14 protein-coding genes are annotated in these 14,765 nt (G+C 73.4%); 6 read left to right on the top strand and 8 right to left on the bottom strand.

Annotated elements, in window-relative coordinates; genetic code table 11:
* Positions 1–41 precede the first annotated feature (41 nt).
* The 3 genes from QOL15_RS03120 (at position 42) to QOL15_RS03110 (ending at position 4,040) form a co-directional block, all read left to right on the top strand.
* Positions 42–1,736, top strand: coding sequence for a hypothetical protein (locus QOL15_RS03120; RefSeq protein WP_071248836.1), 1,695 nt, complete (start codon positions 42–44; stop codon positions 1,734–1,736).
* 72 nt (positions 1,737–1,808) lie between these two features.
* Positions 1,809–3,149, top strand: a complete 1,341-nt coding sequence (locus tag QOL15_RS03115) for a M23 family metallopeptidase (protein WP_139266497.1) — start codon at positions 1,809–1,811, stop codon at positions 3,147–3,149.
* A 54-nt stretch (positions 3,150–3,203) separates the two neighbouring features.
* Positions 3,204–4,040 carry an exodeoxyribonuclease III gene (locus QOL15_RS03110; protein ID WP_071285228.1) on the top strand — a complete coding sequence of 279 codons (837 nt, stop codon included), beginning with the start codon at positions 3,204–3,206 and terminating at the stop codon, positions 4,038–4,040.
* Between the two features lie 242 nt (positions 4,041–4,282).
* On the opposite strand, the gene QOL15_RS03105 is transcribed toward QOL15_RS03110, so the two are convergent.
* A complete protein-coding gene (locus tag QOL15_RS03105) occupies positions 4,283–5,206 on the bottom strand; it encodes an AEC family transporter (protein WP_305405306.1) in 924 nt (307 codons plus the stop codon).
* 93 nt (positions 5,207–5,299) lie between these two features.
* On the opposite strand from QOL15_RS03105, the gene QOL15_RS03100 reads away from it, so the two are divergent.
* Both QOL15_RS03100 and QOL15_RS03095 read left to right on the top strand, forming a co-directional pair.
* Complete coding sequence (locus QOL15_RS03100) at positions 5,300–5,893, top strand: nitroreductase family protein (RefSeq protein WP_065963081.1); 594 nt, start codon at positions 5,300–5,302, stop codon at positions 5,891–5,893.
* A 122-nt stretch (positions 5,894–6,015) separates the two neighbouring features.
* Entirely contained in the window at positions 6,016–6,774 is a 759-nt protein-coding gene (locus tag QOL15_RS03095) for an HAD-IIB family hydrolase (RefSeq protein ID WP_065963083.1), read from the top strand.
* 91 nt (positions 6,775–6,865) lie between these two features.
* On the opposite strand, the gene QOL15_RS03090 is transcribed toward QOL15_RS03095, so the two are convergent.
* Both QOL15_RS03090 and QOL15_RS03085 read right to left on the bottom strand, forming a co-directional pair.
* Positions 6,866–7,489, bottom strand: coding sequence for a phosphoribosylanthranilate isomerase (locus tag QOL15_RS03090; protein ID WP_065963085.1), 624 nt, complete (start codon positions 7,487–7,489; stop codon positions 6,866–6,868).
* A 28-nt stretch (positions 7,490–7,517) separates the two neighbouring features.
* On the bottom strand, positions 7,518–8,570 hold the full coding sequence (locus QOL15_RS03085; RefSeq protein WP_065963088.1) for a serine/threonine-protein kinase: 1,053 nt from the start codon (positions 8,568–8,570) through the stop codon (positions 7,518–7,520).
* Positions 8,571–8,770: 200 nt separating this feature from the next.
* On the opposite strand from QOL15_RS03085, the gene QOL15_RS03080 reads away from it, so the two are divergent.
* Positions 8,771–8,974 (top strand): DUF2945 domain-containing protein, encoded by a 204-nt coding sequence (locus tag QOL15_RS03080; protein WP_065963091.1) that lies wholly within the window; start codon positions 8,771–8,773, stop codon positions 8,972–8,974.
* Positions 8,975–8,978: 4 nt separating this feature from the next.
* Here the strand turns inward: QOL15_RS03080 and QOL15_RS03075 are convergent, their stop codons facing one another.
* From QOL15_RS03075 to QOL15_RS03055, 5 genes are all read right to left on the bottom strand, one after another.
* Positions 8,979–9,833: a DedA family protein gene (locus QOL15_RS03075; protein ID WP_083394090.1), complete on the bottom strand. Its 855-nt coding sequence runs from the start codon at positions 9,831–9,833 to the stop codon at positions 8,979–8,981.
* A 181-nt stretch (positions 9,834–10,014) separates the two neighbouring features.
* Complete coding sequence (locus tag QOL15_RS03070; RefSeq protein ID WP_065963093.1) at positions 10,015–12,117, bottom strand: fructose-specific PTS transporter subunit EIIC; 2,103 nt, start codon at positions 12,115–12,117, stop codon at positions 10,015–10,017.
* Between the two features lie 112 nt (positions 12,118–12,229).
* Positions 12,230–13,261 carry a 1-phosphofructokinase family hexose kinase gene (locus QOL15_RS03065; RefSeq protein WP_071248931.1) on the bottom strand — a complete coding sequence of 344 codons (1,032 nt, stop codon included), beginning with the start codon at positions 13,259–13,261 and terminating at the stop codon, positions 12,230–12,232.
* Positions 13,258–14,046, bottom strand: a complete 789-nt coding sequence (locus QOL15_RS03060) for a DeoR/GlpR family DNA-binding transcription regulator (protein ID WP_065963097.1) — start codon at positions 14,044–14,046, stop codon at positions 13,258–13,260. Before QOL15_RS03060 ends, QOL15_RS03065 begins: the two co-directional genes overlap by 4 nt.
* 140 nt (positions 14,047–14,186) lie before the next feature.
* Entirely contained in the window at positions 14,187–14,741 is a 555-nt protein-coding gene (locus QOL15_RS03055) for a DUF2231 domain-containing protein (RefSeq protein WP_065963102.1), read from the bottom strand.
* Positions 14,742–14,765 lie beyond the last annotated feature (24 nt).

Here is a 14,765-nt window from a genome sequence, read left to right as displayed (position 1 = left end):
CCCGCAGGTGGCGCCCCGGCACCCTCGGTACGCTCCGCAGCATGCCCCACGTCGCGCCCGGAACCAGCGACGGGACGCCGTCCCCGGCGCCGGGTGCGCTGGCGGCGCCACCGGTCCGCCGGCCGTCCCGCCCGGTCTGGTCGACGGTCGGCCGGGAGGCACTGGGCGCGCTGGTCGCGCTGGCCCTGTCCGTCATCGCCCTGCGCCACCTCGTGGCCACCGAGCGGGTCGCCCTGCTCTGGTACGACGGCGACTCCGTCCTGCTGCCGCTCGTCGAGCGGTCGATCCGCCTCGGGCAGCCGTTCGAGTGGGCGATGTCCCCGGCGCTGTTCTTCTTCCCCGAGCTGCCGGTCTACCTGCTCTGCTCCCTCGTCACGGCGACGCCGCAGCAGGCGCTGGCCCTGAACGGCGTCCTCGTCCTGCTCGCCGTGTACGCCCTCGTGCGCGCGGCGGCGAACGAGCTCATGCCGGCGGCCCATCGGTCGGCGCGGATCGCGGTCTCGGCGGTGGCGCTCGGGTTCGTGACGCTGCTCGTGCTCACCGAGTCGTCGGCCACCGCGAACTCGCTCGAGCTGGCCTCGCTGCTGCTCACGACCACGTACTACTACGGGGCCCTGCTGGCGATGCTCGGCACCGCGGTGCTCGTGCTCCGGGCGGTCCGGACCGGGCGCGCGTCGACGACGGTGCTCGTGGTCCTCGTCCTGCTCGCGGCGTGCACCACCGCGTCGAACCCGCTGTACGTGCCGTGGTCGGCCGGTCCGGTCGTCGTGACCCTGGTCCTCCTCGCGCTCGCCCGGAGACTCCCCTGGCGTCCGGTGGTCGGCGTCGCCGCCGCCCTGGCCGTCGGCGCGGTCGTCGGGTACCTGCTCCGGGTGCCGCTCCGGCCGTTCGTGTCGCTCGACCCGTCGACCTACGTGCACCCCGACCGGGCGGGCACGACGGTGTCGTTCTTCGCGGCGCTGACCGACGACCGCGCCGGGTCGGCCTCCGGGGACGCCGGGCTGCTGCTGCTGTTCGTCGGGGTGCTGCTCGCCGCGGGCGGCACCGTCTGGGCGTGGCGGGCACGCACGAGCCGGACCGTCCTCGTCGCGACCGCGCTGCCGCTCGTGACCGTCGTCGCGGTGTCGGTCGGCGTGGTCGTCGCCGGGTCGTCGACGCCGCGGTACCTCGAGCCCGTCGTCACCGCGCCGCTGCTCGCCCTCGTGGCGGTCGCCGAGCTCACCCGCTCGGCGGTCCGGTCGACCCGGGTGCACCAGCCGCGTCGCGGGGTGCGGACCGCCCTCGCGGTCGCGGGCGCGGTCGTCCTGGTCGCCGGGATCGCGACCGCACCCGGGACGCTGTCCGCCGTGGCCCACGCGCGGTACGCACCCGCGGCCTGCCTCGACCGGTGGGCCGACGGCCGACGGGTGACCGGGGTCGGACAGTTCTGGACGGTGCGCCCGCTCGCCGCGTACGCCTCGTCGGACGTCGAGCTCCTGCAGGTCCGCGACACCTTCGAGACGTACCCGTGGCTGGTCGACCTCGGGGCCTACCGGGACGCCCGGCCGACCTTCGTGGTGATCGGGGCGAACGACGTCTGGACCACGGCCGTCGAGGACTCGCTCGGCCGTCCGGCGGCGATCACGCACTGCGACGGGTTCGACGTCTACGACTACGCGGGCACCGCCGGTGCGGCCGTCCTGCAGCGCGACGTGGTGGGCAGCGCCGACCGGATCCGGCGCGATCGCGGGTTCTGACACCGCACGGAGTTGTCCACAGCGGCGCGCCACCGCCGCGGGATGCCTGAACGGATGTATAGGCTCGACTCCGTGACTCGTCCCACAAGCCACCGCTCCCCGCGTTCCACCGTGCGCATCCGTCTCGCCGCCACCGCCCTGGCCCTGACCGGTCTGTTCGCGTCGGTGGTGCTGGACGCGCCGAACGCCAGCGCCGCGACGTACCCCTCGTGGGCCGACGTCCTCGCGGCCCGCGGCCAGGAGAGCCAGAAGCAGGAGCAGATCACCCAGATCCAGGGGATCCTGTCCGGCCTCGAGTCCGAGGTCGCCGCGGCCGAGGCCGAGGCCGAGCGCCTCGGTGACGACTTCTACGACGCCCAGAGCAAGGCGCAGGAAGCCGCCGCCAAGGAACAGAAGCTCCGCGCCGACGCCGACGAGCACACGAAGACCGCCGAGCAGAGCGCTGCCCAGGCCGGCCAGTTCGCCGCGCAGATGGCACGCCACGGCGGTGCCGACGTCACGGCGTCGGTCCTGGCCGAGGGCGAGAGCACCCGCGACCTGCTGTACGACCTCGGCGCGCTGAGCAAGCTCTCCGAGCAGGCCGACCGGGTCGAGGCAGCGGCCACCGCCGACGCAGCGGTCGCCCGTTCCCTGACGGCCCAGGCCGACCGTGCCTCCGCGGCACTCGACGAGCTCGCGGCCGAGGCCGAACGGCGCATGCAGGCTGCCCAGGCCGCGGCGGACCGGGTGCAGACCGCCTACACCGAGCAGCAGGACAACAAGGCCCGGCTCGACGCGCAGCTCGCGACGCTGGTCTCCGGCCGGGTGCGGACCGAAGAGGAGTTCGCCAAGGGCGAGGCCGAGCGCAAGGCGGCCGCCGAGCAGGCGGCGCGCGAAGCCGCGGCGGCACGACAGCGCGTGCTCGAGCAGCAGGCAGCGGCGGCCGCGAACCGCCCCGGCGGTGGGGGCGGCGCCCCGGCTCCGTCCACCGGCGGTGGCGGCGGTGCCGTGGGCTCCGGGTCCGGCAACGGCTGGGTCCGCCCGGCCGGCGGCTACGTCATCAGCCCGTACGGCTACCGGGTGCACCCGATCACCGGCAACGTCACGAAGCACGACGGCCTCGACCTGACGAGCGGCTGCTCGACGGCGATCGTCGCGGCGTCGGCCGGCACGGTCGACTACGTCGGTCGGTACGGCGGGTACGGCAACTACGTCCGCATCAACCACGGTGGCGGCCTCCAGACCGCCTACGGGCACATCGTCGACGGCGGGTTCCGCGTCGCGAAGGGCCAGCAGGTCTCGGCCGGGCAGCTCATCGCCCTCGTCGGCTCGACGGGCAACTCCACGGGGTGCCACCTGCACTACGAGGTCCACATCGGCGGCGCCACGACCGACCCGGCGCCGTTCATGGCGGCACGGGGCGTCCGCTTCTAGCCAGCAGCTCGCCGGCTCGGCTGCCGTCACGTCGGCACCGGTAGGTTCGATCCCATGCGCGTCGCGACCTGGAACGTCAACTCCGTCCGCACCCGAGTGGGCAGGATCGTCGACTGGCTGGTCCGCGAGGACGTCGACGTCCTCGGCATGCAGGAGATCAAGTGCAAGCCGGAGCAGTTCCCGGTCGAGGCGTTCGAGGCGGCCGGGTACCAGGTCGAGGCGCACGGCCTGAACCAGTGGAACGGCGTGGCCTTCGCGAGCCGTCTGCCGATGGAGGACGTCACCCGCGACTTCCCCGGCCAGCCCGGCTTCCTCAAGGGCCACGAGGGGCCAGACCTCCCCGTCGAGGCCCGCGCGATCGGTGTCACGGTCGAGGACGTCCGGCTCTGGAGCCTCTACGTGCCGAACGGCCGGGAGCTCGGCGACCCGCACTACACGTACAAGCTCGACTGGCTCGCCCGGCTGGCCGACCGCACGACCGAGTGGCTCACGGCGGACCCGTCGCTGAAGCTCGCGCTGATGGGCGACTGGAACGTCGCTCCGTTCGACCGTGACGTGTGGGACGTGCGCGTGTTCGAGGGCGCCACGCACGTGAGCGAGCCGGAGCGTGCCGCGTTCCGTGCCTTCGAGGAGCGCGGCCTGCAGGACGTCGTCCGGCCCATCGTGCCCGAGGGCTACACGTACTGGGACTACAAGTCCCTGCGCTTCCCCCGCAACGAGGGCATGCGCATCGACTTCGTGATGGGGTCGGAGGCGTTCGCCGACGTCGTGACGGACGCGTCGATCCACCGCGACGAGCGCAAGGGCGACGCCCCGAGCGACCACGTGCCGGTGGTCGTGGACCTCGACCTCGAGACCGCGCTCGACGACGACCGCCCGATGATCTTCTGACGCCGGCCGCCGTCGGCCGCCGCGCTCGGCGGGCCCGGCGCGCCCGCCGCGCCCCGCGCGCCCGTCGCGCCCCGCGCCCGTCGCGCCCGGCGACCGGCGGCGCGACGCGCCCCCGCACAACGCGGGGCACGTCGCACCACGGAACTCCGTGGCGCGACGTGCCTTCCGTTGTGCGGCGCGCCCGCCAGCCGCCGACGCGGGCCCGCGCCAGCCGGGCCCGCGCCCGGCGCGCCCCGGCCCGCCTACGGGTGCAGCAGCGCCGCGACGACGACGAGCACCGGCACCGCCCCGACCGTCGTGAGCAGCACGACGTCCCGCGCCACCGGGACCGCCGCCCGGTACCGCTGCGCGTAGTTGAACACGTTCTGCGCCGCGGGCAGCGCCCCGAGCGTCGTGAGCACGAACACGTCCTGGTCGTCGAGCCCGAACACGAACCGGGCGACCACGAAGGCCACCGCGGGCATCACCACGAGCTTCAGCCCGGAGGCGACCAGCACGTCGGCCCGGATCGCGGGGTCGCGCAGGGGTGCCGCACCGTGCAGGCTCATGCCGAAGGACAGCAGGACGACGGGCACCGCCGCCGCGCCCACGAGCGAGAACGGCTCGAGCACGGGCGCCGGCAGCTCGACGCGGAACGCCGAGCACAGCAGCCCGACGAGCGAGGCGATGATGATCGGGTTGCGGAACGGCCCGGCGACCCGGCTGCGCCACCCGCCGCCGGAGGCGGTGGCGGCGTCGAGCACGGTGAGGGCCAGGGGCGCGAGCAGCACGAGCTGCAGCAGGATCACCGGCACCACGGCCGTGGCCTGCCCGAGCACGTACACGGCGACCGGCAGCCCGATGTTGTTCGCGTTCACGTAGCCGGAGGCCAGCGCACCGACCGTCGTCGTCGCGACCGAGCGGCGCAGCACCACCCGGAACAGCACCACGGCGACGATGGCCACGGTCACGGCGCTCACGAGCGACACCCACAGCATCGGGGAGATCAGCGTCTCGATGTGCGCGGTCGCGATGGTGTGGAAGAGCAGGCACGGCATGAGCACGAAGAACGCCAGTCGGCTCATCACGAACTGCGCGTGCGGTCCGAGCAGGCCGGTGCGCCCCACGACGTACCCCGCGGCGATGATCGCGCCGATGATCGCGAACCCGGTCAAGACGCCACCCATCGGGTCCATCCTGACAGGACGTGGCCGGGGCGGGTCCCATGTGAGCCCGCACAGGTCGGAAATGCGCGGGCCGCCCCGGTGGTTCGACGGAGCATGACCGCGACGCCTGCCACGCTCTCCCGCTCGACCGACTCCAGCCAGCCGCTCGTGCCGCTGCTCGAGGAACGCTGGAGCCCCCGTTCCTACGACGAGACCGCGACCATCTCGGACGCGCAGTTCGACGCGGTGCTCGAGGCCGCACGCTGGGCCGCCTCCGCGATGAACCACCAGCCGCGCCGCTTCGTCGCCGGCCGCCGGGGCACCGAGACCTTCCGCAAGATCAACGAGAACCTGCTCGGCTTCAACGCCGCCTGGGCGTTCCGCGCCAGCGCACTCGTGGTCGGCATCCTCGAGACCACGACCGAGGACGGCGAGGCACGTCCGTTCGCGCAGTACGACCTCGGCCAGTCGCTCGCCGCCCTCACCGTGCAGGCGCACGCCGAGGGCCTGCACGTGCACCAGATGGCCGGCATCGACGCCGAGGGCCTCCGCGCCGCGTTCGACCTGCCCGAGCGGTTCCTGCCGTACACGGTCACGGCGATCGGCACCGTCGCGGACCCGTCGCAGCTCGACGAGAAGGCCGCCGAGCGCGAGACCGCCCCGCGCACGCGCCTGCCCCTCGACGAGGTCGTGCTCGTCAAGGAGTAGCCGTCACCGGGCCGGTGCCCGCCGGCCAGCCGAGCACCCCGAGCCCGCACCCCGCGGTCGGCTTCCCGCACGCTCCGGAGGCCGACCGCGGGGTGCGCCGCCGTCGTGGCAGGATCGAGGGCATGACCACGCCCCGCCTCGTCGCCTTCGACCTCGACGACACCCTCGCCCCGTCGAAGTCCCCGCTCGACCCGCGCATGCTCGAGACCTTCGCGTCGCTGTTGACCGCCGTCCCGGTCGCGGTCATCTCCGGCGGCAACTTCCAGCAGTTCGAGCAGCAGCTCGTCACCCCGCTCCGCGCCCGTGACGACCTGCCGCTCGACGACCTGCACCTGCTGCCGACCTGCGGCACCGCGTACTACCGCTGGTCCGGGTCGGACTGGGCCCTGCAGTACGCCGAGGACCTGACCGACGACGAGAAGTCCCGCGCGCTCACCGCCGTCGAGTCCGTCGCGAAGGCGAACGGGTACTGGGAGTCCGAGACCTGGGGGGACATCCTCGAGGACCGCGGCTCGCAGATCACCTTCTCGGCCCTCGGGCAGTCCGCCCCGGTGGACGTGAAGAAGCAGTGGGACCCGACGGGCGAGAAGAAGGACCACCTGCGTCGCCTGGTCCAGGCCGAGCTGCCCGACCTCGAGGTCCGCTCCGGCGGGTCCACGAGCGTCGACATCACCCGCAAGGGCATCGACAAGGCGTACGGCATGCGCCGCCTCTCCGAGATCACCGGCATCGCGCTCGACGAGATGCTGTTCGTCGGCGACCGCCTCGACCCCGAGGGCAACGACTACCCGGTCAAGGCCCTCGGCGTGCCCTGCCACGCGGTCGAGGGCTGGGAGGACACCGACGCGTTCCTGACGGAGCTCACCCCGACGCTGCGCTGACGCGCACCGGGACGGACGGGAGGCGCGGTGCCAGCCGGCACCGCGCCTCCCGTCCGTCCGCCGGTCACGTCGCGGACGCGACCCGGCACGCTCAGGGGATGCTGCGGACCGCCTCGACGAACGAGCGGATCTTCGCGACGTCCTTGACGCCGCGCTCGGACTCGACGCCGCTCGAGACGTCGACCCCGTCGGGGTCCAGTGCCTCGACCGCGGCGACGACGTTCGCGGGGGTCAGCCCGCCGGCGAGGATCCAGGCCTCGTCGATCCTGCCGGCGACGGTGGTCGGGTCGACCAGGTGCCCGCTCCCGGGCACGGCGGCGTCGATGAGCAGCAGGTCGTGGTCGTAGGCGGCACGCTGCTCGGTGGTCTCGCGGAGGTAGTCCTCGGCGGCGACCGCACGGATCGTGAAGAAGCCGGCGTCGCGGGCACGGGCGAAGTCGCTCGCCGACTCGCGACCGTGCAGCTGCAGGGTGGTGAGCCCGACCTCGGAGGCGATGCCGACGACCTCGTCGATCGCCTGGTCGCGGAACACCCCGACGGCGTCGATGCCGTCCGGCACCCGCTCGACGAGCTCCTTGGCGAGGTCCGCGGTCACCGTGCGGGGACTGCCCGCGGCGAAGACGAACCCGACCGCGTCGGCACCCGCGTCGATCGCGGCGTCCACGGTCTCGGGCGTGGAGAGCCCGCAGATCTTGATCCAGCGCTGGTCGGTCATGGACCCATCCTGCCAGGGCTGCCGGGGGCTAGTGCAGCGTGCCGGCCACGTACGCGGCGACGCACGCGGCGAGCACCCCGAAGGCCGCGAAGGACCCGACGAGCACGTTCCGGCGACGCCAGCGCCGGACGGCGGTGAACGTGCCGCGCTTGGCGTGCCGCCGTGCGGCGCGGTGCAGCTTGTGGGCGTGCTTGTGCTTCTCGCGGTCGGGGCCGAGCGGCACCGGACCGGTGACCTGCGTCGAACCGCCGCGTAGGGCGTTGGCGACGGCCACCGCGGTCGGGCGGCGGGACGGGTCGCGGTGCGTCATCTTGGCGAGCAGGTCGTGCCAGTCCGCGCCGACGCGCTCGGGGACGACGGGGTCGTGCCGGAGGCGAGCGAGAGCCGCCTCGATCAGGGTGCCGGAGTACTCCTGCTTGCCGGTCAGCGACTCGAGGAGCACGAGGCCGAGCGAGTACACGTCGGTCGCGAAGCCGATCGGCTCCCCGGCGACCTGCTCGGGGCTGAGGTACGCCGCCGTGCCGATGATCGTGCCGTCGTTCGTCAGTCGCGAGCCGTCGACGAAGTGCGCGACGCCGAAGTCGGTGAGCTTGACCGACCGGGCGAACCCGGAGGCGCCCTCGTCGTTGATGAGGATGTTCGCCGGCTTGACGTCCCGGTGCACGATGCCGCGCGAGTGCACGTAGGCCAGGGCGTCGGCGAGCTGGGCGCCGAGGTCGGCCACCTCGTAGTTGTGCAGCGCACCGCCCGCGAGCCGCCGGAGGAGCGTCGTGTCCGCGATGAGCTCCATCACGATGTACCGGTGCGGACCGTCCTCGAACTCGTGCGTGCCTGCGTCGTAGAGCGGGACGAGGCCCGGGTGCGACAGCATGCTGAGCAGGCGGATCTCGCGCTCCTGGCGGACCCGGTCGGCGGTCGTCATCGAGTCGGGCGTGGCGAACATCTTCACCGCGACGGCACGGTAGGTGTGCTCGTCGCGTGCCTCGTACACGGAACCCATGCCGCCGGTGCCGATGAGCTTCACCAGGCGGTACCGCCCGGCGAGGACCGTGTCAGCTCGGGCGCTGTCGACCAGGGTCATGGGGCACTTCGATCAGTCGTCGGTCATCGGGGATCCGCGGCAACTGCCGCAAGGTGACCTGTCGCCAACGGTACGCGTCCCACCCGCGTCCCGCAGGGGCGTTACGACATCGTGATGGGGGACAGAACCGCGTCGTTCCGCGGAAGTACGGGGGTACAGTCCGGGCTCACGACCACGCAGGACTACGCAAGGAGGACATCATGGCGCTGTCGAAGGGCGACGAGGTGCACTGGAACACCTCGCAGGGCACCACCACGGGCACCGTCGTCGAGAAGAAGACGAAGGACTTCACGTTCGAGGGGCAGCACTTCACGCCGACGGACGACGACCCGTACTGGATCGTCGAGTCGGAGAAGTCCGGCAACAAGGCCGCCCACAAGGAGTCGGCCCTCACGAAGAAGTGACCCGTCAGTCGTCCGCGGTCGTCGCGCGACGGCGACCGTGGACGGCTGCCGCGGGCTCGTCGTCGCGTCGCTCGGCGGTCGGCTCGTCCCGATCGTGCTGCAGCCCGGCGCTCGCCTCGTCCCGACCGGCTCGCCGCTGGCCGGCACTCACCTCGTCCCGACCGGCTCGCCGCTGGGCCCGTGCCCGGCGGACGCGCCGCACCACGAACGTGACCACGACGACCGCGATCGCGACGTAGAGCACCCGGTCGATCCACTCGGTGTACTGCTCGACCTTGTCGTACTGGGTCCCGAACGCGGCACCGAGCAGCACGAGGGCACTGTTCCAGATGCTGCTCGCGATGATCGTGAACAGCGAGAACGTGCCGAGGTGCATCCGGTCGGCGCCGGCGGGCAGCGAGATCAGGCTGCGGACGATCGGCACGAACCGGCCGAAGAACACCGCGCTCCGACCGTGCCGGTGGAACCAGTCGGCGGCCTTGCGGAAGTCGTCCTCGTCGACGAGGGGCAGCTTGCCGAGCCAGCGCACGGTCCGCTCGAAGCCGATCACCGCGCCGAGCCAGTACAGCACGAGCGCCCCGAGGTACGAGCCGAGCGTCGCGAGCAGCAGCACGAGCACCAGGTTCATCCGCCCGGCCCCCGCGAGGAACCCGGCGAGCGGCAGGATCACCTCGGACGGGATCGGCGGGAAGACCGTCTCGACGAAGAGCATGACCGCCACGCCCCACTCCCCCAGGGCGTCGATCACCTGCAGGACGAAGCCGGACAGACCGCCGAGGTCCTCGGTCCCCGTCGCCCCCTGGGCCGCGCGCACGGTCGTGGTGGGCAGGGTCGGCGGCAGCGTGGGGGCGGTCGTCATGGGTCCACTCTGTCTGAGCGTCCTGTCAGATCCCGACACGGGACCTGGACGTGCGCCGAGGAGACGAGGGCAGGGACGCCGACGGACCGGCCCGCGTGGCGTCGCGGAGGCGACCACGGACGGACGGGAGGCGCGGTGCCCGCTGACACCGCGCCTCCCGTCCGTCAGGTGGTGACGACCGTCAGACCGCCGCCGGAGCGCGCTGACCGACCGTCTCGCCGGCCACCGCCGCCTCGTGGGCGGCCGCGGCGTCCGCCGCGGGGGCACGGCGCACCCACTTCTTCAGGGCGACGAGCACCAGCGCGGAGACCACCGTGCCGGCCAGGATCGCGAGCACCCAGACCAGGAACGAGTCGATCGCGAAGAACACGAACACGCCACCGTGCGGGGCCCGCGAGGTCACACCGGCGGCCATCGACAGCGCGCCCGTGACCGCGGCACCGACCATCGACGCCGGGATGACCCGCAGCGGGTCGGCGGCGGCGAACGGGATCGCACCCTCCGAGATGAACGACGCACCGAGCAGCCACGCGGCCTTGCCGTTCTCACGCTCCGGCTTCGTGAAGCCCTTGCGGTACAGGACGGTCGAGGCGAGCGCGAGGGCCAGCGGCGGGACCATGCCCGCGGCCATCACGGCGGCCATGATCTCGAACGGCACGACGTTGGACGCGGTGCCGGCACCGAGCCCGGCGACGGCGAACGAGTAGGCGACCTTGTTCACCGGGCCACCGAGGTCGAACGCCATCATCAGGCCGAGGATGATGCCGAGCAGGACCACCGAGGCGCCGTTGAGCGAGTTGAGCCACGCGGTGAGTTCCGTCATGAGCCAGGCGATCGGGCCGCCGAGCACGAGGAGCATGAGCCCCGAGGCGATGATCGACGCGAACAGCGGGATGATCACGACCGGCATGAGGCCGCGGAGCCAGCGCCAGGTCGGGATGCGCCCGATCCAGTACGCGGCGGCACCGGCGATGAGACCACCGACGAGCCCGCCGAGGAAGCCGGCGTTCATGAACACGGCGATCGAGCCGGCGACGAAGCCGGGCGCGATGCCGGGCCGGTCGGCCATGGCGTACGCGATGTACCCGGCCAGGGCGGCGACGAGGAACCCGAGGGACACCCCGCCGATCTGGAACGCGGCGGCACCGAGGTAGTACGCCAGTCCCTCGGGCGGCAGGTTCAGCAGCGTGTAGTTCGTCAGCGTGTAGACGGCGTTGTTCTGGCCGGAGTCGCCGTGCTGCAGCGCGATGCCGTAGCCGGAGAGCAGGAAGCCGAGCGCGATCAGGAGTCCGCCGCCCGCGACGAACGGGATCATGTAGCTGACGCCGGTCAGCAGCCACCGCTTGAGGGCCTGGCCGAAGTGCTCGTCCGCCGTGTTCGACTCGGCGGTCGTCGCGGCACCGCCCTGCACGCGTGCGGCGTTCGGGTCGTCGGCGGCACGGAGAGCCTCGGCGATCATCTTGTCCGGCTCGTCGACACCGCGCTTGACGGGACCGGAGACGAGCGGCTTGCCGGCGAAGCGTGCGCGGTCGCGGACGTCCACGTCGACCGCGAACACGACGGCGTCGGCACGGGCGATCAGTGCGGGGTCGAGCGGCTCGACCTGCGAGGAGCCCTGCGTCTCGACGTGCATCTCGGCACCGGCGCGCTCGGCCGCGGCGACGAGGGCGTCGGCGGCCATGTACGTGTGCGCGATGCCGGTCGGGCACGCGGTGACGCCGACGATGACCTTGCGGGCACCGGTCCCGGCCGTCGTGGACGTCGGGGCCGCGGCGGCGGGAGCTGCGGGGGCGGCGCCGACGCCGGCCTCGGCGACCTCGCCGCCGACCTCGCGCTGCACCAGGTCCACGACGTCCTGCGGGGTCGCGGCGGCGCGGAGCGCGGCGGTGAAGTCGTCGCGGATGAGCGCCCGGGCGAGGGTCGACAGGACCGTCAGGTGGTCCTTGTCGGCGCCCTCGGGCACGGCGATCATGAAGACGATGTCCGCGTCGCCGTCCGGTGCGCCGAACGGCACCTTCCGGGCCAGGCGGGAGAACGCCAGCGTCGGGCTCGAGACCGAGGCCGACCGGGCGTGCGGGATCGCGATGCCGCCGGGGACGCCGGTGCCGACGCTCGCCTCGCGCTTGATCGCGTCGTCGGCGAGGGCGGCACCGTCGGCCGCGCGGCCGGTGGCGGCGACGCGGTCGGCGAGCACGCGGATGACGTCGGACGACGTCCCGCCGAGGTCCTCGTCGAGGCCGACGAGCTCGGCGCTGATGAGGCGCTGCGTCGTGTCTGCGGACATGGGGTTGCTCCTTTGCAGTGGCGCCGTGGCGCGGGCAGTGCTGGTTCGGGTGGTGCTGACGGGGGTGGTGCTGACGGGGGTGGTGCTGACGGGGGCGGTGCTGCGGTGTCGGTCAGGCGATCGGTTCCGGGACCTGCGACGGGTGCAGGGTCCGGACGGTCACGCTGCCGGGGTCGGTGTGGTCGAGGGCGGGCACGTCGCTGCCGGGGAGCGCCGCAGCGGCGGCTCCGGTGGCGACGGCCTGGGCGAGCCGCTCGGCGGGGGTCGCACCGGCGACCTCGGCGAGCAGGTAGCCGGCGAGCGAGGAGTCCCCCGCGCCGACCGTGGACCGCGCGGTGATGCGCGGTGCCGCGGCGGCGAAGGCCCCCTCGTCCGAGACGAGGACGGCGCCGGCGCTGCCGAGCGTGAGCAGCACGGCGTCGACGTGCTTGTCGCGGAGGCGCTGGGCGGCCACCGCGGCGGCGGCGGGGTCGCGCTCGTAGCCCTCCGGGTCGCCGCCGACGACCTCGGCGAGCTCCTCGGCGTTCGGCTTGACCAGGTCGATGCGCTCCCCGGACTGCAGCAGTGCCGTGAAGGGGACGCCCGACGAGTCGACGGCGATGCGGACCTGGTCCCCGTGCCGCCTGCGGACCGCGCGGACGAGGACCGCGAGCGCGTCGTCCGGGAGCCCGGGCGGCAGCGAGCCGGCGAACACCACCCAGCGTGCGGCCGGTCCGGTCGCGGTGGGCCCGGCGGCGTCGGCGACGAGCGCGGCGAGGTCGTCCAGGCGGCCGGCGAGCGAGGGCCCGGGCTCGTTGAGCTTCGTCGTGGTGCCGGTCGGCTCGGTCACGGTCACGTTCGACCGGAGCGGGGCGCCGATCGGCAGCGCTGCGGTCGGGATGCCACGGGTCGCGAGCCCGAGCAGCACGGGGTCGAGCTCGTCCCCGGGCAGGACCGCGAGGGTGTCGCCGCCGCTGGCCACGACGACCCGGGAGACGTTGACGCCCTTGCCGCCGGGCTCGGCCGTGGTGTGCACGGCCCGCTGCACGGCACCGCGCTGCAGCTCCCCGGCGAGTTCGATCGTCCGGTCGAGGGACGGGTTGGGCGTCACGGTGACGATGCGGGTGCTGGCGGTGCTGCCGGCGGCAGCGCTGGTCTGGTTCATGCGACCACGACCTCCACGTCGGCGTCGGCGAGCGCCACGGCGAGGTCCGCCGGGGGCTCCTGGTCGGTGACGAGCGTGTCGATCTCGTCGAGGCGGGCGAAGCGCATGAGCGCCTCGACCCCGTGCTTGGCGGCGTCGGCGAGGACCACGCTGCGGCGGGCGGCGAGCACGTAGGCGCCCTTGACGCCGGCCTCGTACTCGTCGGGGGTGCTCAGGCCGAAGCCCGCGGACAGCCCGTTCGTGCCGACGAAGGCGATGTCGGGCCGGAGCGCCCCGATCTGCTCGACCGTGGCGGTGCCGACCGCGGCGCTCGTGACCCCGCGGACGCGGCCGCCGAGCAGGTGCAGCTCGACGTGCTCGCTGTGCTGCAGGGCGGCGGCGATCGGCACGGAGTTCGTGACGACGGTCAGCGTCGCGCCGGGCGTCGCGGGTTCCCAGCGCACGAGCTCGGCGGCGACGGCCGCGCAGGTGGTGCCGGCGTCGAGGGCGATCGAGCCGGTGAAGGTCGGCGGGACCAGGCGCATCGCGGCCCGGGCGATCGCGGTCTTCGCGGTGCCGTGCTGGCCCTCGCGCTCGGCGACGGACAGCTCCACGATGCTCGACCGTCCGACGGGGACGGCTCCCCCGTGCACGCGGCGCAGGACCCCGGCGGTCTCGAGCGCGCCGAGGTCGCGGCGGACGGTCTCGGTGGTGACGTCGAAGTGCTCGGCGAGGTCGGCGACGGACACCCGCCCGGCCGACTGCAGCGCGGCGGCGATGGCGTCCTGCCGCTCCGTTGCGTACATGCCCGAACTCCTTCGTTCCCGTTGGTTTCAGGAACTGTACGTCTGGAAGCCACACGAACGCAACTGTTCCGTCGCAGAACCAACACGAACGCAGGAACGCCCGCCCCACCGGAGCGGGACGGGCGTCGGTGCGTGCGGGATCAGGAGTCGAACGGTACCCGGTCGCTCGACCCGACGCCGGCCCGCTGCCGGTACGACAGGTGCCCGCCGAGGTACCCGCCGACCCCGACGACCGCCAGGCCGACGAACCCGAGGGCCTTGCCAGCGGCGGTGTTGCCCTTCCGGCGCTGCCACCACGACAGCCCGAAGAACGTGATGCCGACCCAGTTCACGGCCTGGTGCACCCACCCGGTGCGGCGCTGCTCGAGGGACAGCTCGGCCCAGTCGACGTAGCCCGCCATCGAGGCGCTCCCAGCCGAGGCGATCCCGACGCCGGTGAGGGTCTGGGCCGCGCGGGCGTTCCCCTTCCCCCCGATCGTGTCGAGGACGGCCGCCGAGATCCAGGCGCCGAGCGGCACCTGCACCATCAGCGGGTGCAGCGGGTGACCGATCGGCACGCCGTGCAGCAGCTGGCGCAGCGCCTTCGGCTTGGCGATCGCGCGGACGGCGCGGGTGTCGAGGTCGACGGCCTTGTCGAGCACGCTCGCGTGCTCGATGGAGTCGGTGAGGCGACGCAGCAGGGGCAGCTCAGGCATGTCCTGGACGGTAGGCCTGGAGGC

The sequence above is a fragment of the Curtobacterium sp. MCBA15_012 genome, from assembly GCF_001864935.2.
In the GTDB taxonomy this organism is placed as follows: Bacteria; Actinomycetota; Actinomycetes; order Actinomycetales; family Microbacteriaceae; genus Curtobacterium.
This window is presented reverse-complemented; position numbering and strand designations above follow the sequence as displayed.

Coding starts and splice junctions, on each gene's coding strand:
- QOL15_RS03120 (WP_071248836.1), top strand. CDS start 42: ATGCCCCACGTCGCGCCCGGAACCAGCGACGGGACGCCGTCCCCGGCG.
- QOL15_RS03060 (WP_065963097.1), bottom strand. CDS start 14,046: ATGTACGCAACGGAGCGGCAGGACGCCATCGCCGCCGCGCTGCAGTCG.
- QOL15_RS03070 (WP_065963093.1), bottom strand. CDS start 12,117: ATGTCCGCAGACACGACGCAGCGCCTCATCAGCGCCGAGCTCGTCGGC.
- QOL15_RS03065 (WP_071248931.1), bottom strand. CDS start 13,261: ATGAACCAGACCAGCGCTGCCGCCGGCAGCACCGCCAGCACCCGCATC.
- QOL15_RS03055 (WP_065963102.1), bottom strand. CDS start 14,741: ATGCCTGAGCTGCCCCTGCTGCGTCGCCTCACCGACTCCATCGAGCAC.
- QOL15_RS03110 (WP_071285228.1), top strand. CDS start 3,204: ATGCGCGTCGCGACCTGGAACGTCAACTCCGTCCGCACCCGAGTGGGC.
- QOL15_RS03075 (WP_083394090.1), bottom strand. CDS start 9,833: ATGACGACCGCCCCCACGCTGCCGCCGACCCTGCCCACCACGACCGTG.
- QOL15_RS03080 (WP_065963091.1), top strand. CDS start 8,771: ATGGCGCTGTCGAAGGGCGACGAGGTGCACTGGAACACCTCGCAGGGC.
- QOL15_RS03100 (WP_065963081.1), top strand. CDS start 5,300: ATGACCGCGACGCCTGCCACGCTCTCCCGCTCGACCGACTCCAGCCAG.
- QOL15_RS03105 (WP_305405306.1), bottom strand. CDS start 5,206: ATGGGTGGCGTCTTGACCGGGTTCGCGATCATCGGCGCGATCATCGCC.
- QOL15_RS03085 (WP_065963088.1), bottom strand. CDS start 8,570: ATGACCCTGGTCGACAGCGCCCGAGCTGACACGGTCCTCGCCGGGCGG.
- QOL15_RS03095 (WP_065963083.1), top strand. CDS start 6,016: ATGACCACGCCCCGCCTCGTCGCCTTCGACCTCGACGACACCCTCGCC.
- QOL15_RS03090 (WP_065963085.1), bottom strand. CDS start 7,489: ATGACCGACCAGCGCTGGATCAAGATCTGCGGGCTCTCCACGCCCGAG.